Annotated in this window: 24 protein-coding genes and 1 tRNA gene; 14 read left to right on the top strand and 11 right to left on the bottom strand. The window is 63.5% G+C overall.

The annotated features are described in order from the left end of the window. Positions 1-107 precede the first annotated feature (107 nt). Entirely contained in the window at positions 108-1,913 is a 1,806-nt protein-coding gene (locus B5483_RS06845) for an AMP-dependent synthetase/ligase (RefSeq protein WP_054945845.1), read from the top strand. Between the two features lie 25 nt (positions 1,914-1,938). On the opposite strand, the gene B5483_RS06840 is transcribed toward B5483_RS06845, so the two are convergent. After that, positions 1,939-3,054: a calcium:cation antiporter gene (locus tag B5483_RS06840; RefSeq protein WP_079729920.1), complete on the bottom strand. Its 1,116-nt coding sequence runs from the start codon at positions 3,052-3,054 to the stop codon at positions 1,939-1,941. A 222-nt stretch (positions 3,055-3,276) separates the two neighbouring features. On the opposite strand from B5483_RS06840, the gene B5483_RS06835 reads away from it, so the two are divergent. Next, positions 3,277-4,299 carry a transporter substrate-binding domain-containing protein gene (locus B5483_RS06835; RefSeq protein ID WP_245828874.1) on the top strand — a complete coding sequence of 341 codons (1,023 nt, stop codon included), beginning with the start codon at positions 3,277-3,279 and terminating at the stop codon, positions 4,297-4,299. Between the two features lie 41 nt (positions 4,300-4,340). Here the strand turns inward: B5483_RS06835 and B5483_RS06830 are convergent, their stop codons facing one another. The 4 genes from B5483_RS06830 to B5483_RS06815 all read right to left on the bottom strand — a co-directional run bounded on the left by B5483_RS06830 (position 4,341) and on the right by B5483_RS06815 (position 6,567). Continuing rightward, positions 4,341-4,868 (bottom strand): hypothetical protein, encoded by a 528-nt coding sequence (locus B5483_RS06830; protein WP_054945900.1) that lies wholly within the window; start codon positions 4,866-4,868, stop codon positions 4,341-4,343. Positions 4,869-5,015: 147 nt separating this feature from the next. Then, complete coding sequence (locus tag B5483_RS06825; protein ID WP_054945846.1) at positions 5,016-5,798, bottom strand: bifunctional sulfur carrier protein/thiazole synthase protein; 783 nt, start codon at positions 5,796-5,798, stop codon at positions 5,016-5,018. A gap of 131 nt (positions 5,799-5,929) precedes the next feature. After that, positions 5,930-6,142, bottom strand: coding sequence for a sulfur carrier protein ThiS (thiS, locus tag B5483_RS06820; protein ID WP_054945847.1), 213 nt, complete (start codon positions 6,140-6,142; stop codon positions 5,930-5,932). Between the two features lie 47 nt (positions 6,143-6,189). Continuing rightward, positions 6,190-6,567, bottom strand: coding sequence for a MerC domain-containing protein (locus B5483_RS06815; protein ID WP_079730320.1), 378 nt, complete (start codon positions 6,565-6,567; stop codon positions 6,190-6,192). A 102-nt stretch (positions 6,568-6,669) separates the two neighbouring features. On the opposite strand from B5483_RS06815, the gene B5483_RS06810 reads away from it, so the two are divergent. From B5483_RS06810 to rpsI, 4 genes are all read left to right on the top strand, one after another. Further along, positions 6,670-7,758, top strand: coding sequence for a COX15/CtaA family protein (locus B5483_RS06810; protein ID WP_079729919.1), 1,089 nt, complete (start codon positions 6,670-6,672; stop codon positions 7,756-7,758). A 5-nt stretch (positions 7,759-7,763) separates the two neighbouring features. After that, positions 7,764-8,096 carry a divalent-cation tolerance protein CutA gene (gene cutA, locus B5483_RS06805; protein ID WP_079729918.1) on the top strand — a complete coding sequence of 111 codons (333 nt, stop codon included), beginning with the start codon at positions 7,764-7,766 and terminating at the stop codon, positions 8,094-8,096. A 146-nt stretch (positions 8,097-8,242) separates the two neighbouring features. Further along, the gene (gene rplM / locus B5483_RS06800; RefSeq protein ID WP_054945850.1) at positions 8,243-8,722 is read left to right on the top strand and encodes a 50S ribosomal protein L13; all 480 of its coding nucleotides are present in this window, start codon (positions 8,243-8,245) and stop codon (positions 8,720-8,722) included. Continuing rightward, entirely contained in the window at positions 8,722-9,237 is a 516-nt protein-coding gene (rpsI, locus tag B5483_RS06795) for a 30S ribosomal protein S9 (protein WP_054945851.1), read from the top strand. The genes rplM and rpsI overlap by 1 nt, the downstream gene beginning before the upstream one ends. 170 nt (positions 9,238-9,407) lie before the next feature. On the opposite strand, the gene B5483_RS06790 is transcribed toward rpsI, so the two are convergent. The 4 genes from B5483_RS06790 to B5483_RS06775 all read right to left on the bottom strand — a co-directional run bounded on the left by B5483_RS06790 (position 9,408) and on the right by B5483_RS06775 (position 13,472). Further along, the gene (locus B5483_RS06790) at positions 9,408-10,697 is read right to left on the bottom strand and encodes an MFS transporter (RefSeq protein ID WP_079729917.1); all 1,290 of its coding nucleotides are present in this window, start codon (positions 10,695-10,697) and stop codon (positions 9,408-9,410) included. Positions 10,698-10,775: 78 nt separating this feature from the next. Next, positions 10,776-11,162, bottom strand: a complete 387-nt coding sequence (locus B5483_RS06785) for a DUF2141 domain-containing protein (RefSeq protein WP_079729916.1) — start codon at positions 11,160-11,162, stop codon at positions 10,776-10,778. 41 nt (positions 11,163-11,203) lie between these two features. Continuing rightward, the gene (locus tag B5483_RS06780; protein WP_079729915.1) at positions 11,204-11,938 is read right to left on the bottom strand and encodes a sterol desaturase family protein; all 735 of its coding nucleotides are present in this window, start codon (positions 11,936-11,938) and stop codon (positions 11,204-11,206) included. Between the two features lie 34 nt (positions 11,939-11,972). Beyond that, positions 11,973-13,472: a DEAD/DEAH box helicase gene (locus tag B5483_RS06775; protein WP_054945855.1), complete on the bottom strand. Its 1,500-nt coding sequence runs from the start codon at positions 13,470-13,472 to the stop codon at positions 11,973-11,975. 282 nt (positions 13,473-13,754) lie between these two features. Between B5483_RS06775 and B5483_RS06770 the strand changes: the two genes are divergently transcribed. Further along, complete coding sequence (locus B5483_RS06770; protein WP_079729914.1) at positions 13,755-13,934, top strand: DUF1289 domain-containing protein; 180 nt, start codon at positions 13,755-13,757, stop codon at positions 13,932-13,934. Positions 13,935-13,974: 40 nt separating this feature from the next. Here the strand turns inward: B5483_RS06770 and B5483_RS06765 are convergent, their stop codons facing one another. After that, entirely contained in the window at positions 13,975-14,475 is a 501-nt protein-coding gene (locus B5483_RS06765) for an MmcB family DNA repair protein (RefSeq protein WP_054945856.1), read from the bottom strand. 62 nt (positions 14,476-14,537) lie between these two features. Beyond that, a complete protein-coding gene (locus tag B5483_RS06760) occupies positions 14,538-14,978 on the bottom strand; it encodes a hypothetical protein (RefSeq protein ID WP_139383933.1) in 441 nt (146 codons plus the stop codon). A gap of 186 nt (positions 14,979-15,164) precedes the next feature. Between B5483_RS06760 and B5483_RS06755 the strand changes: the two genes are divergently transcribed. The 7 genes from B5483_RS06755 (at position 15,165) to B5483_RS06725 (ending at position 20,786) form a co-directional block, all read left to right on the top strand. After that, a tRNA-Arg gene (locus B5483_RS06755) sits at positions 15,165-15,241 on the top strand. 984 nt (positions 15,242-16,225) lie between these two features. Next, positions 16,226-16,639: a hypothetical protein gene (locus B5483_RS06745; RefSeq protein WP_245828871.1), complete on the top strand. Its 414-nt coding sequence runs from the start codon at positions 16,226-16,228 to the stop codon at positions 16,637-16,639. A gap of 191 nt (positions 16,640-16,830) precedes the next feature. Next, complete coding sequence (locus B5483_RS23360) at positions 16,831-17,052, top strand: hypothetical protein (RefSeq protein ID WP_079729912.1); 222 nt, start codon at positions 16,831-16,833, stop codon at positions 17,050-17,052. Positions 17,053-17,062: 10 nt separating this feature from the next. Further along, complete coding sequence (locus B5483_RS22800; protein WP_176167971.1) at positions 17,063-17,299, top strand: hypothetical protein; 237 nt, start codon at positions 17,063-17,065, stop codon at positions 17,297-17,299. 199 nt (positions 17,300-17,498) lie between these two features. After that, the gene (locus B5483_RS06735) at positions 17,499-18,833 is read left to right on the top strand and encodes a phage major capsid protein (RefSeq protein ID WP_079729911.1); all 1,335 of its coding nucleotides are present in this window, start codon (positions 17,499-17,501) and stop codon (positions 18,831-18,833) included. Positions 18,834-19,204: 371 nt separating this feature from the next. Further along, entirely contained in the window at positions 19,205-19,426 is a 222-nt protein-coding gene (locus tag B5483_RS06730; RefSeq protein WP_079729910.1) for a hypothetical protein, read from the top strand. Positions 19,427-19,439: 13 nt separating this feature from the next. Beyond that, positions 19,440-20,786, top strand: a complete 1,347-nt coding sequence (locus B5483_RS06725) for a deoxyguanosinetriphosphate triphosphohydrolase family protein (RefSeq protein WP_217698197.1) — start codon at positions 19,440-19,442, stop codon at positions 20,784-20,786. Positions 20,787-20,992: the final 206 nt, after the last annotated feature.

Here is a 20,992-nt window from a genome sequence, read left to right as displayed (position 1 = left end):
CCTGCAGCGATCTCGGGGGTTTTGACAGCGTGAAGGCGAGCCTTGCCGGTCCTCGCCTGCCCGCCTAGACCGGCACCTGACGAGTTATACCGGAGCGGATGCCACACATGGATCTTGCCGATTTCGACAAGAGTACGAACATCGTTTCACTGTTCCTGGCGCGTGCGGATGGCCTGGGCGACGCCCCGATGCTCTGGACCAAGCGCGACGGGGAATGGGTTTCGCTCAGTTGGGCGCAAGTTGCGCGCAAGGTCTGCCTGATCGCGCAGTCGCTGCGGCAGATGGGGCTCAAGGCGGGCGACCGCGTGGTCATCGTCTCGGAGAACCGGCCCGAATGGTGCATCGCCGATCTCGGCATCATGGCTGCCGGGTGCGTCACCGTGCCGACCTACACGACCAACACCGTGCGCGACCACATCCACATCCTGGAAAATTCGGGTGCACGGGCGGCGATCGTCTCGACCGAGAAGCTGTCCCGCCAGCTCTTGCCGGCCATCGTCCAGACCGACCTGTGCCGCCATGTCGTGGGCATGGAGCGGGTTCCGGGGATGCAGGGCGGCGTCTACGATACGCACGAATGGGCCGCGCTCCTGACCGGCGATCCGGTGGCCGCCCGCGCCGAGGTGGAGGCGCGGCTGGTGGATGTCACCCGGCAGGACCTGGCTTGCATCATCTACACCAGCGGAACCGGTGGCGCGCCGCGCGGGGTGCGCCAGCATCACGGCATGTTGCTGACCAACATCGCCGGCGCGGCGGAAATCATCCGCGACGATTTCGGCTGGGATGCCGGAGAGACCTTCCTGTCCTTCCTCCCGCTCAGCCACGCCTACGAACATACCGGCGGCCAGTTCTTTCCGATCGGTCTGGGCGGACAGATCTACTACGCCGAGGGGCTCGACAAGCTGGCGTCCAATATCGAGGAAGTGCGCCCGACGATCATGGTCGTCGTGCCGCGGCTTTTCGAAGTCCTGCGCACGCGGATCATGAAGCAGGTGGAAAAGCAGGGCGCCCTGCCCGCGCGGCTGATGCATCTGGCGCTCGGCGTCGGGGCTCGCAAGGCGGCCGGGCAACGGCGCCTGACCGACTATCCGCTGGACCTGCTGCTCGAACATACCCTGCGGCCCAAGATCCGGGCGCGCTTCGGCGGGCGGATCAAGGCGCTGGTTTCCGGCGGCGCTCCGCTCAATCCCGAAATCGGAGTGTTCTTCGATGCGATGGGCCTGACGCTGCTGCAGGGTTATGGCCAGACCGAGGCCGGCCCGGTGATCAGCTGCAACCGCCCCGCCGCGGGGCTGGCGATGGACACCGTGGGCCCGCCCCTGCGCGGGGTCGAGGTCCGGATTGCCGAGGACGGCGAGATCCTGACCCGCGGCGAACTGGTCATGCGCGGTTACTGGCAGAACGAGGCGGCCTCGGCGAACGTCCTGATCGACGGCTGGCTGCATACCGGTGACATCGGCCATTTCGACGATGCCGGTCGGATCAAGATCACCGACCGAAAGAAGGACATGATCGTCAACGACAAGGGCGACAACATCTCGCCCCAGAAGGTCGAATCGATGCTGACCCTGCAGCCGGAGATCGCGCAGGCCATGGTCAGCGGCGACCGGCGGCCCTACGTCGTCGCGCTGATCGTGCCTGACGCGGACTGGGCGCTGGAGTGGAGCCGCCTGAACGATATTCCCTTCGACATCAGGGCCCTGCAGGACCTGCCGGTGTTTCGCAACGCGATCCGCGGGGCCATCGACCGGGTCAATGCCGAACTCTCGGTCATCGAGAAGGTTCGCCAGTTCGTCTTCGCCGACGAGCCCTTCTCGATCGAGAACGAGATGATGACACCCAGCCTCAAGATCCGCCGCCACAAGGTGCGCGAAGCTTACGGCGACCGGATCGACGTTCTCTATCGCAACTGAGACCGGGCCGGACGGGGGCCGCTGATCACGGCACCAGCGTGATGAACAGGTAGGTCGCGAAGATCACGAGGTGGACCACGCCCTGCACCATGGTGGTGCGGCCCGTGCTCAACGTCAGCGTCGCCACGAGCAGTGTGAGCCCGAGCAGCACGATCGACTTCATCGACAGACCCAGTTCGAGATCGAGTCCCATGCCGAGCGAGGTCAGGGCGACGGCCGGGATCGTCAGGCCGATGGTCGCCAGGGCCGACCCGATCGCGAGGTTGAGGCTCGTCTGGACGCGGTTCGCCTTGGCCGCGCTGATGGCCGCGAAGCTTTCAGGGGCAAGGACAAGCGCGGCGATGATGATGCCGACCATCGCGTGCGGCGCGCCGATGGCCGAGACCCCGGCCTCGATCGAGGGCGATAGCGCCTTGGCGAGCATGACCACGCCGATCAGCGCCAGCGGCAGAAGGACACCGGCGGCCAGGGCCTTGTTGCGCGGTACTTCCGCATGGTGGTCGACGCCTTCGGGATCGTCGAAAAGAAAGTGGTCGCGGTGCCGGATGGTCTGCGCGACGACGAATGTGGCGTAGAGAATCAGCGATATCGCCGCGACGAAGGCAAGCTGCTTGGCATTGTAGAAGGGGCCGGGCTCGCTCGTCGTGAAATTGGGCAGGACCAGGGTCAGGATCGACAGCGTCGCGACCATGGCAAGGCCGTGATTGACACCCGATTGGGTAAAGCCCTGCTCGTGGTGGCGTCGGCCGCCCATCAGCAGGCACACGCCGACGATGCCGTTGATCGTGATCATCATGGCGGCGATCACCGTGTCGCGTGCCAGCGACTGCGCCCCCGCGCCCTCGCTCAACATGATCGAGACGATCAGAGAAGTCTCGATCACGGTAACCGCAAAGGCCAGGATCAGGGTGCCGAACGGCTCACCCACGCGATGGGCGATGGCTTCGGCATGATAGACCGCCGACATGATCGCCCCGCCCAGCACGAGGGCAAGGGCGACGGTCACGCCGATGCCGGCCGGCTTGCCCAACGCGAGGGCGGCAATGGCCAGCAGCGGAACGGCGATCGACCAGGGCGCAAGGCCGAAGGTGGGAAATCCGGGCGAAGTCTTTGGCGGAGCGTCGGTTTCGGCGTCAGTCATGGTGCAGATATAGGTGAAGCCTGCCGGATAGCCATCGCGGGTTGGGGCTCAGCGGTCATTTGGCCAATTCGGGGCGTTGTGCGGAAGCAGGCCATTTCATGTTAGGCTGTACGCTCGGCAGCTTAACCAGAGTGCAACAGGGGAGATCGAACGCTGGCCTGCAGACCGCAAAGCTCATCCACCTTTCTCAGACTTATCTTGGCCGTTCTGGCCGTGGCCCTGATGCCAAGTGTCGCTGCGGCACAGGAACAGGACCAGCTTATCGTCGCCACCCGTGAAGCGCCGCCCTTCGCCATGAAGGACCCCAACGGCGACTGGAGCGGCCTGGCGATCGACCTGTGGCGGCGCATCGCCGCCGAAAGCGGCTATGACTACCGCTTCGTCGAATCCGACCTTGCCGGGATGATCGATGGTGGCGCCGACGGTCGGTACGATGCGAGTGTCGGCGCGCTGACCATTACGTCCGCTCGCGAAGCCAAGGTCGATTTCACACACCCCTTCTATCCCACCGGATTCGGGATCGCCGTGCACAAGTCGCCGCGCACGTGGCTTTCGCTGATGAGCAATTTCTTCACGCTCGATTTCCTCAAGGCGGTGCTGGCGCTGTCGGCCTTGCTGCTGATCGTGGGGTTGCTGTTCTGGCTGGTCGAACGACGCCACAATCCCGATGAGTTTGCGGAAGGACCCGAGGGGATCGGATCGGGCTTCTGGTTTTCCGCCGTGACGATGACGACGGTCGGCTATGGTGACAAGGCGCCGCGCACACCGGCCGGAAAGGCCATCGCCCTGGTCTGGATGTTCGCTGCAATCCTTATCATTTCGACCTTTACCGGCATGATCGCTTCTTCGCTGACGGCGGGGCGCCTCTCAGGCGCGGTTGCCGGTCCGGACGACCTGCCCGGGGTCAACGTGGGGTCGATCCGTCGCTCGGCAACCGACGATTGGCTGACCGGCGAGGGGATCGGCTTCACCGGTTATCCAGACGTGCAATCGGGGCTCGCCGCGCTGAGTGCGGGCAAGATCGACGCGTTCGTCTATGACGAGCCGCTGCTGCGCTACATGGTGCGCAATGGTGACGATGAGGGACTGGGAATGTTGCCCGGAACCTTCGGGCGGCAGGATTATGGCATCGCGCTTCGACAGGGCAGCGTCTTGCGCGAACCGGTCGACATATCGCTGTTGGCGCAAGTCGAAGGGCCGGAGTGGCGCGACGAAATCCGCAAGACGCTCGGCAAGCGCAACTGATCAGGTCGAGGCGGGGGTGACGGCGTCACCCCTATCGGCCTTCAGGCGGCTTCCTTCTCGATGAACTCGGGATAGAAGCTGGGTTCGCGGTCCGACCAGCCCGGCGCGGTGGCCGCGGCTTCGCTGATCGAGTGGAGCAGCACCTTGCGGCGGTCCGGGCGGATCTGCGGCAGGGCGGCCGCACCGCAGAATGCGCCGGGCAGCCAGGGCCGGGCCCAGGCGCCGAGCAGGCGCTCGTAAAGAAAGCGATAGGCCGAGAACGTGGTGATGCGTTCCTGGGCCAGGTCGAAGGCCGACATGCGCACGAGCTTGCCCATGAAAGTTTCCAGATCCTCGAACCGGCTGTCGTCCGGGCGCATCGCGCGCAGGGCCTTGAGGTCCTGGTAAGCGACGTACTGGCGGCGGATCGAGCTGAACTCGTCGGCGTCGCGCGCCCAGAGCTTGAAGGCGTCCTGGCGGCCAAGCCCGACATCGAGGCTGCGCCGGATGTAGCGCTGTTCACTTGCAGAAAAGCTGGCGAACTCCCGCAGTTCGCTGATCGTCAGAGTGGCCGTGCCTGCGTAAGACATGATCGTCGTCCCGATGACGCGAAGTATTCCCCCTCGCGTCAACGAGTTAACCATCAAGTGTTTACCAATGCGTTAACTATGCAATCGTTGGCTAACGGAGGTCGCCGCAGAACGATTGAGCAAGATTCCAGCAGGGACTCGCGGGATTCAGATGAGTCCCGCGAGCGGGCTCGACGGATCGGCGTAGCGACGGGTCGGCATGCGTCCGGCGAGATAGGCGTCGCGACCGGCCTCGACGGCGAGTCGCATCGCGCGTGCCATGCGAATCGGGTCGCGCGCTTCGGCGATCGCGGTGTTCATCAGCACGCCCTCGCAGCCCAGTTCCATCGCCACCGAAGCGTCCGATGCGGTGCCCACGCCGGCATCGACGAGGACCGGGACGCTGGCGCCTTCGACGATCAGGCGGATCATGACCCTGTTCTGGATTCCCAGGCCCGAACCGATCGGCGCGCCCAGCGGCATGATCGCTACCGCGCCCGCTTCCTCCAGCTGCTTGGCAGCAATCGGGTCGTCGGCGCAGTAGACCATCGGCTTGAAGCCTTCAGCGGCGAGCACTTCGGTCGCCTTGAGCGTTTCGCGCATGTCGGGATAAAGCGTGCGCGCTTCGCCCAGCACTTCCAGCTTCACCAGGTCCCAGCCGCCCGCTTCGCGCGCCAGGCGCAGGGTGCGGATTGCTTCCTCGGCGTTGAAGCAGCCTGCGGTGTTGGGCAGGTAGGTGATCTTCTTCGGGTCGATGAAGTCGGTCAGCATCGGCGCCTTGGGATCCGAGATGTTGACCCGGCGCACCGCGACAGTGACGATTTCCGCGCCCGAAGCTTCCACCGCGGCGGCGTTCTGCTCGAAGTCCTTGTACTTGCCGGTGCCCACGATCAGGCGTGAGCGGAATGTGCGGCCGGCAACGGTCCAGGTGTCTGCGGAGGTATCGGTCAAGGTTCGCTTCCTTTCGGAGACGCGCGGTAAGCGGGAAGGGCGGGGGTTACAAGGCTTGCAGGTGTCAGGCGTATTTGCCGCTTTGTCCCGGCACGCGGTGGCGGGCAGGGCGCCTGCGGCGCAGCAGCGTGTCAGCCGCCGCCGACGAAGTGGACGATCTCCAGCACGTCGCCATCGCCCAGTTGCACATCGGCGAGGGTCGAGCGCGGGGCGATTTCGCCGTTATGCTCCACCGCGACTTTCTTCGGATCCAGCCCAAGATTGGTGACGAGATCGGCGATGCTCGAGCCGGGAGCGGTCCGGCGCGGTTCGCCATTGACGGTGAGCGTGAGTTCTGCGGCCATGTCCCCGCAGATAGCGTGCCTGTTTCTCAGCGCAAGACCGACGCGGCTCAGGAGTGGGCGTGACTGCGCAAGTTGGCGATGTGGGCAATGGCTACGAGGGCGACGCCGAGCACGGTCAGCACCGCTTCGGGCAGGCCGTGGCCCACCGCGATCGCCATGGCCATCAGCGCCAGTCCGAGACCGCCGACGATCAGGGGGGCGACGCGGCCGTGGCGCATCACGCCGAAACCGAGCGAGACAAGGCCGACAACGAGTGCCAGGGCAAGACCGAAGCGGTGGATGGCGGGGGAAAGCAGGACTTCGCCGCCCAGGCCGAGAATGCCGACAAGGATCACGCCGAGGATGCAATGCACGGCACACAGGCCGCTCAGGACGATACCTGCACGGTCAAGCCGGTCGCGAATCGAGAACAGGGCGCTGCGCATGGCCATGCAGATATGTAATGTTGTAACATCAATCAAGGGCCAATGCTGCCGAATCACGCAGGGCCTTGCGCAAGTCGTCGCAAAACCGCAGGGAGTTGCGCCATGAGAGTCGCAGACGGTCGCCCCATAATAGGCACATCAGACGATATCACGCCGATGGTTCGGTGGCTGCTTTGCGTGGCAGCCCTCGTTATCCTCATCGTCGCGGTGGGCGGGATCACCCGATTGACCGAATCCGGTCTGTCGATCACCCAGTGGAAACCGATCACCGGGGCACTGCCTCCACTGACGGAGGCGCAATGGCAGGCGGAATTCGCCGGCTACAAGCAGATCCCGCAGTATCTCGAGGTGAACGGCCCGGCCGGAATGACGCTGGCGCAGTACAAGTTCATCTATTTCTGGGAGTGGGTGCACCGCCTGCTTGCACGCCTCATCGGGCTTGCTTTCGCGCTGCCGCTTGCGTGGTTCTGGCTCAAGCGCACGATTCCCCTCGGCTACAAGCCGCGCCTGCTCGCGTTGCTCGCGCTGGGCGGACTGCAGGGTGCGGTCGGCTGGTGGATGGTGTCGTCCGGCCTGTCTCCCGAAGCGCTGGACCGGGTGAGCCACTTCCGCCTTGCCGCGCATCTCATCACCGCGCTGGTCACGCTGGGCGGCCTGATCTGGACCGCACTCGACCTTGCGCAACTGCGGCTCGGCCAGCCGCCGGCCCGCGTGACCCGATTCGGCGGGATCGTCCTGTCCATGCTGGCCTTCCAGCTGTTCATGGGCGCCATGGTCGCAGGGCTTCGCGCCGGCTACGTCGCGGGCTCCGGCTGGTTCAATGCCGAGGCCTGGCCGCTGATGCAGGGCAGCCTCTTTCCCGATGGCGTGGAATGGGGGCTGGGACCGCTCCATGTCCTGTTCAGCGACCCTTACATGACCCATTTCATCCATCGCTGGTGGGCATGGGCCGTCGTTGCCGTGCTTGTCGTACTGGCCCGCCACATGCGCGCCCTGCGTGCACGCGGGACTTCGGTGGCCATCCACTGCGCTTTCGGAATCCAGATCCTGCTGGGCATCTTCACCGTGTGGTCGGGCGTGACCCTGTGGATCGCCGTCGCGCACCAGCTCTGCGCAGCCTTGCTCGTGGCCGTGACGGTCTGGGGCGTCCACATTCTGGGCCGCCGCGACATGGTCGGCCTCGGGGTCTGACGGGAATGGCGGGCGAACCGGTCCCGGCGCTGGTCTGGTGCCCGTTCCCCGACGATGAAGCCGCGCTCGCCGCCATTCACCTGCTGCTGGACGAGCGCCTGATCGCCTGCGGCAATGTGCTGGGGCCGATAACTTCCGTCTTCGTATGGAACGGCGAAAAGGGCACCGGTCGCGAGACCGGGGCCCTGCTCAAGACCAATTCGGACCTGCTCGATGCGGCGGTCAAGCGCCTTGCCGAGATCCATCCCTACGAGGAACCGGCAGTTGTCGGCTGGCGCTGCGATGCGGCCGCTGCAGGCACCGCTGCATGGCTCGCGGTGATCGCCGGGAATGCCTAACGGTATCATGTTACCTCTCTGCAATCCCGCAGTCAGCTTGACTTAGAGCCTTTTTTCGACGAATTGGCCGCCTTCCCGCGCACCGGGAGATTCGCGCTCATGCGATTCTTGCGGTGCTCGCACGAAACTATAGGGATAGACCAGCCATGAAGGCGCTCACGAAGGTCACCCGGTCGATCAAGCCGGCCGAGGTGGAAAAGAAGTGGCATCTGATCGATGCCGAAGGTCTGGTGGTTGGCCGTCTCGCGGTCGTCATCGCTGACCTCCTGCGCGGCAAGCACAAGCCGAGCTTCACCCCGCACGTCGATTGCGGCGACCATGTCGTCGTCATCAACGCCGAGAAGGTCCGCTTTACCGGCAACAAGCTGAAGCAGCAGACCTACTACAAGCACACCGGTTATGCCGGCGGCATCAAGGAAGTCACCGCGGACAAGGTCCTCGCCGGTCGCTTCCCCGAGCGCGTGCTCGAGAAGGCCGTTGAGCGCATGATCCCCCGTGGTCCGCTTGGCCGTGACCAGATGCGCGCCCTGCATGTCTATGCCGGCAGCGAGCACCCGCACGGTGGTACCCAGCCCGAAGCGCTCGACGTCGCTTCCATGAACCGCAAGAACAAGGTGGGCGCGTAATGTCCGATACCGATACCGTCCAGAGCCTGTCCGACCTCAAGGACCTCGGCGAAGTCGCCGCTGCTGACGAAACCGTCGTGGCTGCCCCCGTCTCGAACGCGCCGCTGCGCGAGCAGGAGCTCGACGCACAGGGCCGCGCCTACGCCACCGGCCGCCGCAAGGACGCCGTTGCTCGCGTCTGGCTGAAGCCCGGCACCGGCAAGGTCATCGTCAACGGCCGTGACCAGGAAGTCTACTTCGCGCGTCCGACCCTGCGTCTGGTCATCAACCAGCCCTTCGCGATCACCGGTCGTGAAGAGCAGTACGACGTCGTCGCCACCGTCAAGGGCGGCGGTCTCTCGGGCCAGGCCGGCGCTGTGAAGCACGGCATCTCGCAGGCGCTCTCGAAGTACGAGCCGACCCTGCGCGCCACCGTCAAGGCTGCCGGCTTCCTGACCCGCGACAGCCGCGTCGTTGAACGTAAGAAGTACGGCCGCGCCAAGGCACGCCGCAGCTTCCAGTTCTCGAAGCGCTAAGCGTCAGACTGGCTTCACAGCCATTCGAATTCAGGAAAAGGGGAGCGGAAACGCTCCCCTTTTTCGTGTCCGGCGTCTGTCGGGCTCAGTTGCACCGGCATTGCAGGTCACGACACAGGGGCCGGGCACGGCGGCACCCGCCGCGATTGCGACCGGCTGTTCCTATTGCGTCACTGGCTGCGCAGCACGCCTTCGCCGGGCTTGGGCATCGGTGCCAGGTAGCGCAGAATCACGAAGGAAATCGCCAGGACCGAGGCAGCTCCATGAAGCGCGAAGGGAAGGCCGCGCCAGTCGGCCGCGGCGCCCCACACCCATGAGCCGATGGCCATGCCGCCGAAAGTCACGGCCTGGTAGATAGACAGGCAGCGACCCAGGATCTCGTCCGGCGAGCGCATCTGGACGGCCGTGTTGAGCGTGGTGAGGATCAGCACCCAGGCCATGCCGGAAACGAATGCGGCGGGCAGGGCGTAGCGAATATCGTGGGTCGCGGCGAGCATCGAAAGCGAGACGACGAAGATCGCCGAGCCTGCCAGGATGATGCCTTCCAGCCCGATCCGGCGGATGATCGTGCGCACGAACGGGGCGGCGCAGATGGAGCCGATGCCGAACAGGCCCAGCATCAGGCCGAAATCGAATTCGTCGCCCTTGATGTGGTCGCTGACCACCGTCGGCAGCAGCGCCTGATAGGCGGCAAGGCAAAAGCCCAGTGCGAAGCCGCGGATGAGGATGCGTCGCAACTGATGCGAGGTAGCGCAATAGCGCAGGCCGACGCCGACTGCGGGCAGGATCGGCCGCCGCTCGATCTGGCGGGGCGGGGGGCGCCACCAGAGCAGTACGGCGATCAGGCCGATGTAGCTTACCGCGTTGATCAGGAACGCGAAGGACACGTCCCACAGCGATATGAGGATACCGCCAAGGGCCGGTCCGACCGAGCGGGCGATGTTGAACGAGATCGAATTGAGCGCGATCGCCTGCGGCAGTTCGCTGGGATGGACCTGCTGGCGCACCGAGGCTTGCCATGCCGGCGAATTGAGCGCGGTACCGATCCCGACGGTCAGCGTGAAGGCCAGCAACAGCATCGGATCGATCAAGCCGGCATAAGCAAGACCGGCAAGAATGCTGGAGACCAGCAGCATCCCGACTTGCGCGACCAGCATCACCAGGCGCCGGTCGTAGTTGTCGGCAATGGCCCCGGCAAAGACGCCGATCAGCAGGATCGGAACGGTTGCGGATGCCTGCACCAGCGCGACCAGCTGGTGCGACGGCGTCAGCTCGGTCATCAGCCAGGCAGCACCGACCGACTGCAGGGTCGAGCCGATGTTGGAAAACAGGTTGGCAATCCAGATCGCCCGGAAGATCGGGTAGCGAAACGGCGAGAAGGTGCCACCTTCGCGCTTGCCGCCGGGCCGATCGGCTACGACGCTGCCTGCGCCCTGATTTTCGCTGCTTCCCTGTACCACTGCCCGGGGGTATTCCGCTGCCGCGCGGCGGGCAAGCGCTAAGCGCGCCTGTTATCTTCCTGCGAAGAAATTACCGATTTACAGGATGTAGCGCATGCGGATCGAGACGTGGGCGTCCTCGCCCTCGACCGGAAAGGCGGCCTTGGCAAAGCTGGGCGGTCCCATGCGCACCGGCGCATCCCGGGAGAAGCCGAAGCCTTCGCGCGGGATCATCAGGCTCTTGTCGAGCTTGCCGTTGCCGTTCTCGTCATGGACGAGCGCAATGGCATAGCGCCCGTCAGGCACGGTTCCGAAATCGATGCGGACATCGGCCCCGGCCGGAACGATGCGGGTCAGGGCATGCGGGTCCTTCGCGCAGTCCGGGAAAGCATCGGGCCGCGTTGTCAGGCAGGCGAGGATCTGCCCCTTGACGGATCGCAGATCGGTGACCGTGGCCGAAACGTCGGCCTTGTCGATGCGCGACACGGGCGCTGCCGCCGTTGCCAGCGGCAGGCAAAGGGCCAGCGTCAGGGCACCGATAGGCCCTTGTCGGTCCCGCAAAGATGATCCCAGAATCGGAAGTAGAGCCCGTAGTTGCATCGATAGAACTCGTGATGGCGGTTGTGATGACTGGCCGTTATCAGCCAGTGCCCTGCGCGCGAATGAACGAGCCACCGCGGGAAGATCTCCCAACCCATGTGGTTGGTGATGCCCATGACGGTCATGATCAGCAGGACAAGTCCCAGCACGCCGACATGAATCGGCACGAAGAAGACGAGGGCGGGGATGACGATTGCGCCGGTCACGGCTTCGACGGGATGAAAGCTCATCGCCGCCCAGGCCGTCGGCGGCCGGCTGGCGTGGTGCACGGCATGGGCGATCCGGAACGGAACGGGCCGATGCATCCAGCGGTGGGTCCAGTAGAACCAGGTATCGTGAAGGAAGAGATAGAGGAACAGCGAGAGCGGCATCCACCACAGCGGGAAGGCTTGCGGATCGGCGTAGATCCGTGTCCAGCCCCGCTCCTGCCAGCCCCAGGCGACGATCCCGGCGGGAATGCCGTAGATCGCCGCAGAGAGCATCGACCAGCCGATCTCCCGGCCGATCTGTCCGCGCAGGCCCCGGTAGAGACCCGGGCGGACCCGATGGGTGATCAGGGCGAACAGGCCCGAGGTTATCAGGTAGCGTGCGCCGACGATTGCCGTCATGACGGCAGCGGAGGCGATCACCGCCCAAGGACCCGGACCCAAGCTCGCTGGCATTACCGTGCCTTATGCCTGTTGGGCGATGGCGTGACTAGCCTGCGCGGCGAACCTTACCCTTGTGCGCGCCGACGCTGCTTGGCCCGCGCGGACGGAAACGGCGCTTGCGCTCGCCACCTTCCTCGCTGGCGTGCTCGGCGCGGCGGTCTGAACGCTGGCCATCGTGACGGGGGCGTTCACCGCCGGCTGTGCGCTCGCCATGCGGACGTTCGCCGCGCGGGCGATCGCCCTGGGGCCGGTCGCGGCGACGATCGTCACCGCCGCGGCTGCCGCCACCACGTCCCTGCTGCCCGCGCGGCTTGCCCGAACCTTGCGGCTGGGCCGGTGCCTTGCGGGCCGGAGCGGGAAGGCGGGCAGCCTGCTTCTGGAAGTCCTCGGGCAGCGGCAGCGGCGCCAGCTTGATGCGGGTCAGGCGCTCGATGTCGCGGATGTAGGGCTTTTCGTCAGGCGCGACGAAGCTGATCGCGACGCCATCGGCACCGGCGCGTGCAGTGCGGCCGATACGGTGGACATACTGTTCCGGTACGTTCGGGATCTCGAAGTTGTAGACGTGACTCACGCCCGAAACGTCGATGCCGCGCGCAGCGATGTCGGTGGCGACGAGGACGCGCACCGTACCCTGGCGGAAGCCGCCGAGTGCGGCGGTGCGCTGGGCCTGGCTCTTGTTGCCGTGAATCGCGGCGGCCGGGATGCCCGCAGCGGTCAGATGGCGCACGACGCGGTCGGCACCGTGCTTGGTGCGGGTGAAGACGAGCGCGCGGTCGATGGCGCCGTGCTCGGCCTTCTCAGCCGCATCGGGGGCGAGGCCTTCGCGCAGGCGCAGGGTCAGGAGCGCCTGCTTCTCCGCCTGGTTGATGAAAGTCGCGTACTGTTCGACGCGCTCTGCCGTGGTCGACTGCGGCGCGACTTCGACCTTCACCGGGTTGTTGATGAACTGCTTGCCAAGTTCCGCGATCGCCTGCGGCATGGTGGCCGAGAAGAACAGGCTCTGGCGCTGCTTGGGCAGCAGTGCGGCGACGCGCTTGAGGGGCACGATGAAGCCCAGATCCATCATCTGGTCGGCTTCGTCGAGCACGAAGATCTCGACATGGCGAAGCGTAAGCGCGCGGTTGTCGATCAGGTCGAGCAGGCGACCGGGCGTGGCGACTAGAATGTCGCAGCCGCGCTCCAGCGCGCGGGCCTGCTTGCCCACCGGTACGCCGCCGAAGATGCACTGCACCGAAAGGTTCAGGAACTTCGCATAGCCGCGCATGTTGTCGGCAATCTGCGCCGCCAGCTCACGCGTGGGCGAAAGCACCAGCATGCGGCAGCCGGCGTTGTTGCGCGGCTTGGGATCGGCGGCCAGGCGATGCAGCGAAGGCAGCGAGAACGCGGCGGTCTTGCCGGTGCCGGTCTGGGCGATGCCCAGCAGGTCGCGGCCTTCCAGCAGCGAAGGAATCGCCTTGCGCTGAATCGGCGAGGGATCGGTGTAACCTTTGGTCTGGAGCGCGCGAAGAATGGGCTCGGCAAGGCCAAGTTCGGAAAAATAGGACATACGTCACTTTCAATAAGTGCGGAGCGCGCGAGCACCGTTGCCCGCGAACACAGCAAGGGTTCGTTTCGGGCGACCCTGCGTGAAGAAGGAAGCTTGGTTCAAAGGCAACCGCTCGTCCGGGCCGGTCTTCGCGCGGTTGACGCGCAACGACCTCACGCTGCTCTCGGACTGCGGCGGGCTGGAACCCACGCGCCGGTTACGGCGGCTCCTTTAGGGTGCATTGCAACAAATCGCAAGAAAATTGCGCTTGCCGCTTTTTGCGTCACCTGCTCAAGCGCGCCCATGAACTCCGTGCCATCCCCCTGTACCGGCGTGTGCCGGATCGATCCGGGCTCCGGCTTCTGCCTTGGGTGCAAGCGTACGATGGACGAAATCGCCGACTGGCCGATGTTGCCGGCCAAGGGAAAGCGGGCGATTCTCGCGCGGCTCGCAGGCAGGGAAGTAACCCCGATAAAGCCCTGAAATCCGGGTGTTTCGGGGCCTCAAACGGGGCTGGCCGCGATCACCCGCCCCACTGCGACGTGTGCATGTCGGCGATGTTGACCAGCCGGCGCAGCGATGCGCGCGCGAGGCGCTCGACTTCCACCTTGCGGCGCGCGGCGGCAAGCTGTCGCAAGGGGGCAGGGCGCAGGATCTCGGCGTCGTAGCCATCCGCGACGATGACCCCGCACTTGTCTGGCAGAAAGGCTTCTCCTTCCAGCGGCGAGCGATCGAGCGACGGGGGCAGGCCCCAGTAGAATCGGTCGCAGTAATCGAGGTAGTCGGTCCATTTGCCGTCGCCCAGCAGGTCTGCCCGGCTGACCTTGATCTCGACGATCACCACATGCCCCTTGGCATCTATGCCCATAAGGTCGGCCCGCCGCCCGCAGCGCAGCGGCATTTCGGTCAGGCACCAGATATCGTTGCGGGCAAAGAGCCGCCCGATGCCGCGAACGACATCGGGGGCGGCGAAGGAACCGGGATCGGTCTGCGGAATCAACCCGGGGGAATCGGTATCGGCCATCCGGCAATAATAGGAACATAAAGAGAACTGGCAAGCCCGATCCAACCGGACCCGGACGGGACTCAGCTCGGACGGCGTGCCGACTGCCGCTCGGGCGGCAGGAGTTCGAGCAGGGCATTGCGCGCCTCGAGGAACTCGTTCCACAACGCCAGTGCCGCCGCCTGAGGGTTTGCCCCACGCGCCAGAGCCGCCAACAGGGCGGACAGTCCCGGCTCCATGATCGAGGTCAGATCCGCGATTCCCTGTTCGGCATGCTGGAGCCGCCAGCCGCCTGCCTCGCGCATGGAGACCGGGAAACGCCTGACTTCATCGACGGCGACTTCGGGCGCTGCGCCGGCAATTGTGGCCACCGCCTGGGCGGCATCATGCAGGGCCGACCATTTCAGGCTGAGCGTATTGCCGGTGCCCTTGCCGAAATTTGGCCGACCGGGCCGAGGCCTCTGGCCATCGGGCGCGCGGCCATTCGTACCGTTGCTACCGTGCGCTTTGGAAGTCCTGTCCATCTCCGGCCTATTACCGCTGCGCCGCTTGCCAATTTCCTAACCCGTGAAGCCCGGAGGATAAGGCCGCTTTTCCTCCTCGATGCAGCGCCACTGCGATGCAGACTGGGGAAAGGGGGCAAGAGCGTCACCAAATTCGTGATTTGGCGCTGGAAACCGCCTGCGGCCTCTGCTACTCGCCCGTCCACTGCACCCGTAGCTCAGCTGGATAGAGCGCTGCCCTCCGAAGGCAGAGGCCACAGGTTCGAATCCTGTCGGGTGCGCCAAGAATCAACAACTTAGTGAAACTCAGCCAGCCCGCGCAACCGGTGATGGCGAGTTATGTGCGAGCAACGGGCTCGCCAAATACCAAGCTCTCCACCTGATTCAGAACCTGTCGGTTCGCCCGGAACTGGCCGTCCAACTCGCTGCACTGGCGTTTGGAGGTGGCCGGTGAGCATTGCGGACCTCATTCGTTCCATGGCTGCTTTGGGTGCCCCAGCCGAGGCTATTGCGCTGGCGGTTGAGGCGATCGAGGCAAAAGATGCTGAGATCGCTGCACGAGAAGCGGTGGCGGAAGAACGCAGGGCGCGAGATGCCAAGCGGAAGCGGGACGAACGAGCCGCGCGCCGCGTCCAAGGACAGTCCGCGGACAATCCGGGGACGGTCCAAGGAGAGTCCGGGACAGACCCCCTTTCCCCCTCCCCCTCTTCCTCCCCCCAGACCCCCCACCAACACCCCCGCCCCCATACCCCCGCGAATACCGAGAAACCCCGCGCACGTGAGGCGACCCTTTTGCCAGCCGATTGGGAGCCTGAACCGCTGACCGGGAGTGCTGCCGATGCGGTTGCATCCTGGCGAAACGGCGCCTTGGAGCGGGAACTGGACCGTTTCCGGGACTGGGCTGCAAGCACGGCTGGGCCGAACAGTCGAAAGAAAGATTGGCAGGCAGCTTGGCGCAATTGGGTGCTGAAGGCTGACGACGAGGGCAGAAACTCTGACCGACGCAGTGGCAGGTCGCGGACGGACAGGAAGTCAGTGCGCGAGATCGGCATGGGCCTGGCCAGTGGTCATGGGACCGCACTCGACCAAGCGATTGCCCTAGGCTTCGAGCATCTGGATTTCATCGAAGGGAATGTGCGATGAATGCCGTTACTCACTCCGGCTTTGAGAATGATCCCCGACAGTTGCAGAGGAGCCAGCAGGTTCGCGCAAGGTCGGAAAGGATCGCACTTGTCGCGTCGTGCCTGGCACTCGTGAAGCCTGCGGGTATGACAGACGGCGACGTGCGCGACTGGATTGCTGTCGCCACTAAGGCGCTCGAGCATGTGCCGCTAGATCTTTTGGAGATGGGTTGTCGCGCGGCGCAGCTTCGTTGCACCCATCATTCGCAAATCGTGCCGGTCATCGAAGCGGAGACGCGAGACGAGCTGGCTTGGCGCAATCGTCCCAAGCCGCAGCCAGTCCTGATGCTGGCGCTTCCCGCAGTGCCAGCGGAGCCGATCGAGCGCCCACCCTTACCCGAACCCGACACACTCAACCCGGCACTGCAGCGCATGGGCCTGTCGCGCGGCTGGATCATCGAGGCCGGCGACGGGCGCCTGGTCTGGTCGGACGTCACGACGGCCGGGGGGGAGGCCTGCAACTTCGGCGGATCCATTCGTAGGACCGATCCCGAACCTTAATTTTCGCATCCACGGTGCAATTCCATGAAAAGAGGGACGAAATGAGCCATCGCTTACCCCCGCAGGTTGCAAAGGTAACCGGCGCCACATCGAAGAACCCAGGTCGCCATGCTGGCCGCAATGACCCAACCTCTCCGCTGCTCGGGGAGCCATCGCGATATCTGAATGCCAAGCAAAGGCGTGCGTGGCGCATGTTCAAGGACGAGTTGCCGTGGCTCGTTGAATCCGATCGGCCGCTCGTCGACCTCGCGGCGATCCAGCGTGCCAAACTGATCGAATTTCAAGGCCTGACCATCAATGAAGTGCAAGTCTACTCCGCCATTTTGTCAAAGCTGGCTGCAACACCGGTTGACCGATCGCGTGCGCCAAGTTTCCTCGACGATGAGGAGCCAGACGAGTTCTTCGGTGACTGAAGGAGATCGTATGATCATGGAAATGACTGATGATGTCTTCGTTGCGGCAAGCCGTTCGGTGTCTCTTACCGTCCTGGAAGTTTGCGATGCTCTAGGCCTCGGATCCACGGATCAGGCTGACCTGGCGGGCGCGGCACTGGTAGAGATCCTGTGCCAAATCCTGGGGCCATTCGCTGCAGTCGAACGTCTGCGGGACATTGCTGACCGCATGGAAGTCCAACTTATCCCCACGAATTCAGTGCAATGACACGTTGTTGCGGACGGGATATTCCTGTAATGTTCTCCTCGATTGGCGCGCTTCCCGGCCTTTCCGGTTCAAGCGCGAGACGCCTCCACCGAGCGCCCTTTGTGTCTCGGCTCACGCGTCGGCACGAACGCAGCAGAACTGCTGCTCCCCTTTTCGTGTCGGCTGCTGTTGAGCCCGGCACTCAGGACAGGAATTCGAAATGAGGCAATCTCTCCAGGAAACCCGCGAAGTGATCGCGAAGAACAACGGCGCCCTGATGCGCGCTGACGGTCCATTCTTTCAGGACGTCGAACAGCGTTTCAACTCGCTCAAGGCGAAGTCCTCACATCCGGCCGATTTTCGGCGGCTGGCAGGGGATGTCCGAGCATGGACCCACGAATTCACCGGACGTAGTGACTGGGACAGTTCGGTTGACCAGCCGGTCTACGATGGCGCCATGGCCTGGTTTGATGTGATCGACCGGGAGATCGAGAACCGCGTGATCGCGAGCGAAGCGCTCGGTGGGTGTGTCGCCGAGGCGAAGCCGGACGTCTGGCGCAATGCGAAGACCGGAGAACCGATCAAGCTCTACGCCCCCGATGAGCGCATCGCGAGCGAAACGAAGCTACCAGTTTCGATGGGTGAACTCCTCGAAGGGATGCTCCTCGGCACCAAGAGGCAGGAGGTGCGTAACGCCCTCGAGTCGGGAACCGACACCGCCGGCGGCTACACGGTGCCTGAGCACATCACGAGGGAATTCATCGATCGTCTGAGGGCGAAATCGACCTTCATCCAGGCCGGCGCGCGAACGATGATGCTTGAAGGCACCACGCGCATGGTGCGACTGGATGGTGAGCCCACTGCGACCTGGCGTGGCGAAAACGACAGCATTGGCGATGAGGATATCGTGCTGGGGGCGATCACCATGACGCCAAAGTCGCTATCGACCCTCGTTAAGGTCCCATATGAGCTGCTGCAGGACAGCGTGAACGTCGCGGAAATTCTCAGCCGCGCATTGACTGCAGCTCTGTCGACCGAACTGGACCGCGCCTGCTTGCTCGGTTCGGGCTCGTCGAACGAACCGCTCGGCCTGTTCACGACGCCGAACATCAACTCGGTCAGCATGGGCACCAATGGCGCCGTACCGACTGACTGGGATGATTGGCTCGACATGCTCTATGAGATGGAAGTCGACAACGCTGCGGCACCGACGGCGGCGATCTGGCATCCTCGAACTGCCCGAACCTACCGCAAGCTCAAGGATGGCAACAACAACCCGCTTAGCATGCCGTCACCGATCGATACGCTTCCAAAGCTGTCGACCACGTCGATTCCGATCGATCAGACGCAGGGCACCGCAACCGATGCTTCGACCGTCTTCATGGGTAACTTCTCCGAGGCGATTGTGGGCATGCGCGAGCAGCTGACGATCATCCGCCTTGATCAGACCTATGCGGCGAACGGCCAGATCGGTTTCTGGGCGCGCTTGAGGGCCGACGTCGGCTTCGCTCATGGCCAGAGCTTCTGCAAGCTGATTGGCATCACCCCGGCATAATTCCGGTTTGCTCGTGAAGCTGGTGGAGAGCCCCGTGTCCAGCTTCACACTCCAGGGTGGGAGGGGGCGGCTTGGTCCCCTCCCATTCCCATGCTGGCCGTTGAGCTTCTCTGCGAAATTACTTCCGACTGCATGGTTTCGAGCTGCTTAGGTCTCGAAGACCGGATGGGTTATCAGGGGAAGGTTCTTGACTCAGGACTCCAAAGCTGATTCCATCCAGTGGCCTCAACAAGCGCGCAGGGTCGCCCAATGATGCGCTGGACAGGCAATCGGACTCAATCTCGACTCATTCGTCGGATAAATCTGACGAGTTGCCCGACGAGCTTGCCTCGTTGGGAACTTTTAACTTGTTCGTGGCATAGGAGAGCACCATGGAAAACGACGTCCCCCCGCAAGACGAAGAGATCCTGGCGCTCATTAGCAGCAGCGAGCAGGGTAGCATCGATCCACGAGTTCTGATCGAAACTCTCTCTGGCAACCACGAAACGAAAAATGTAATTGAGGCGCTTCAGAGAGCGCTTGAGCGTCGGAAAATAACCCTTGATCCGGATGGCATGGTCGTAGCGTTGGATCATCTCGCCGAAGCTGCCTAACTGAGTCTCTACATTGCTATCGCTGGACGAGCTGCGGGTTTCGCGCTGCCACATTCCTGACGACCCGTCGCAACTCGATCAGCGCCTCAGTTTTGAGCGCGACCGAGACCGCGTATTATACTCGTCCGCATTTCACCGTTTGGCCGGTATTACGCAGATTGTCCGTGCCGGCGAGCTGGATATCTTTCATACCCGCCAACAGCATACGTATAAGGTTGCCCAAATTGGCCGAAGGCTAGCTGAAAACCTCGTTCGCACTCAGGTTGCTGAGACGAGGATGCATGGTCTTGACCCTGAAGTCGTGGAGGCGGCTTGTCTCGCACATGACCTTGGGCATCCCCCGTTTGGCCATGCTGCTGAAACAGAATTGGATCGCATCGTCAGAAATCCGGTCGAGTGTGGCGGAGAACTCTCGGATGCCGCCTCCGATGGGTACGAAGGTAATGCGCAGACATTTCGGATTATCACCAAATTGGCGGTCCGATGGGGGCGCGACGCTCCTGGCCTAGATCTAACAAGAGCAACACTCGCAGCGACCCTCAAGTATCCTTGGCTACGCGATCTTTCCGACGCTAAGAAAACAGAAAAGTGGTCTGCCTATAAAACTGAAGAACGAGAATTTAAATGGGCTCGAGAGCATTGTCGAGGCGATTACAAGACTGCTGAAGCAGAGCTAATGGATTGGGCGGACGATATTGCTTACTCCGTTCATGACTTGGAAGATTTTCATCGGGTAGGGATTATACCGTGGGGCAGGATCACCGCTGTGGAGGCGGAGCCGATGTTGATCGAGGGCGCCTCTGCCGCCTGGTCGAAAGATCCTGAATGGCCGGCCGATGCAAATTCCCGCCTCAAAAGCGCGCTCGATCGTATTCGTCGCAAGATTTCGCCTTTCTATGCCATGACTATGGAATCCTATGAGGGCACCCGCGAGCAACGCAGGCAACTCCGAAACTTTTGTTCTCTGTTGATTGGGCATTATGTGCGCGCTGCGCGCTTGGCAGAAACTTGCGACGGGAAAGCAGTAATTATCGACCCCAATTCAGCAGATGAGGTCCGTCTGCTAAAATTCTTCGCTCGTCACTACGTTATTGGATTACCAGCGCTACATGCCCAGCAGCATGGGCAAAAGCGCATCATTCGCGAGCTTTTTGAAATTTTCCTCCGAGAAGGCAAAGCGAAAAAATCAAACTTGTTGCCAATGCGAATGCGCTACATCTGGGAAGATAACCAAGGCGCCCCGCATGCTCGGCTCGCCGCAGATTGTGTGGCATGTCTAACCGAAAATGAGGCCTACAACCTGCATGCCCGCCTCACTGGATCTAGCAGTGGATTGGTGTTGGACCCCATAGTCCGTTGAATGGCGCCCCGATCAGATCATGAGGCTGAAGAGTGGCCTCAGTGTGTCTTCTACTTCCGCAAGACCAGCCAGACCGAGAATCCGATCAACGCGAACAGGCCGATCAGGAACGTACGCATCCGATAGCGGCCGCCTTGCCCGGACGTTGACCTAGTCGGAGTTAGCGCGAGTGCAAACGTCGTGTTTTGCACTGGAGTTAGCGAGGA

Source organism: Novosphingobium mathurense, assembly GCF_900168325.1.
GTDB classification, from domain to species: domain Bacteria; phylum Pseudomonadota; class Alphaproteobacteria; order Sphingomonadales; family Sphingomonadaceae; genus Novosphingobium; species Novosphingobium mathurense.
Note: the sequence above shows the minus strand (reverse complement) of the source record. Positions and strands in the feature narration are given on the sequence as shown.

Bases quoted from the DNA above. Each gene is read 5' to 3' on its own strand.
- B5483_RS06845 (WP_054945845.1), top strand. From the start codon at position 108: ATGGATCTTGCCGATTTCGACAAGAGTACGAACATCGTTTCACTGTTC.
- B5483_RS06840 (WP_079729920.1), bottom strand. From the start codon at position 3,054: ATGACTGACGCCGAAACCGACGCTCCGCCAAAGACTTCGCCCGGATTT.
- B5483_RS06835 (WP_245828874.1), top strand. From the start codon at position 3,277: ATGCCAAGTGTCGCTGCGGCACAGGAACAGGACCAGCTTATCGTCGCC.
- B5483_RS06830 (WP_054945900.1), bottom strand. From the start codon at position 4,868: ATGTCTTACGCAGGCACGGCCACTCTGACGATCAGCGAACTGCGGGAG.
- thiS (WP_054945847.1), bottom strand. From the start codon at position 6,142: ATGGCCGCAGAACTCACGCTCACCGTCAATGGCGAACCGCGCCGGACC.
- B5483_RS06815 (WP_079730320.1), bottom strand. From the start codon at position 6,567: ATGCGCAGCGCCCTGTTCTCGATTCGCGACCGGCTTGACCGTGCAGGT.
- B5483_RS06810 (WP_079729919.1), top strand. From the start codon at position 6,670: ATGAGAGTCGCAGACGGTCGCCCCATAATAGGCACATCAGACGATATC.
- cutA (WP_079729918.1), top strand. From the start codon at position 7,764: ATGGCGGGCGAACCGGTCCCGGCGCTGGTCTGGTGCCCGTTCCCCGAC.
- rplM (WP_054945850.1), top strand. From the start codon at position 8,243: ATGAAGGCGCTCACGAAGGTCACCCGGTCGATCAAGCCGGCCGAGGTG.
- rpsI (WP_054945851.1), top strand. From the start codon at position 8,722: ATGTCCGATACCGATACCGTCCAGAGCCTGTCCGACCTCAAGGACCTC.
- B5483_RS06780 (WP_079729915.1), bottom strand. From the start codon at position 11,938: ATGCCAGCGAGCTTGGGTCCGGGTCCTTGGGCGGTGATCGCCTCCGCT.
- B5483_RS06775 (WP_054945855.1), bottom strand. From the start codon at position 13,472: ATGTCCTATTTTTCCGAACTTGGCCTTGCCGAGCCCATTCTTCGCGCG.
- B5483_RS06770 (WP_079729914.1), top strand. From the start codon at position 13,755: ATGAACTCCGTGCCATCCCCCTGTACCGGCGTGTGCCGGATCGATCCG.
- B5483_RS06765 (WP_054945856.1), bottom strand. From the start codon at position 14,475: ATGGCCGATACCGATTCCCCCGGGTTGATTCCGCAGACCGATCCCGGT.
- B5483_RS06760 (WP_139383933.1), bottom strand. From the start codon at position 14,978: ATGGACAGGACTTCCAAAGCGCACGGTAGCAACGGTACGAATGGCCGC.
- B5483_RS06745 (WP_245828871.1), top strand. From the start codon at position 16,226: ATGACAGACGGCGACGTGCGCGACTGGATTGCTGTCGCCACTAAGGCG.
- B5483_RS23360 (WP_079729912.1), top strand. From the start codon at position 16,831: ATGTTCAAGGACGAGTTGCCGTGGCTCGTTGAATCCGATCGGCCGCTC.
- B5483_RS22800 (WP_176167971.1), top strand. From the start codon at position 17,063: ATGATCATGGAAATGACTGATGATGTCTTCGTTGCGGCAAGCCGTTCG.
- B5483_RS06735 (WP_079729911.1), top strand. From the start codon at position 17,499: ATGAGGCAATCTCTCCAGGAAACCCGCGAAGTGATCGCGAAGAACAAC.
- B5483_RS06730 (WP_079729910.1), top strand. From the start codon at position 19,205: ATGGAAAACGACGTCCCCCCGCAAGACGAAGAGATCCTGGCGCTCATT.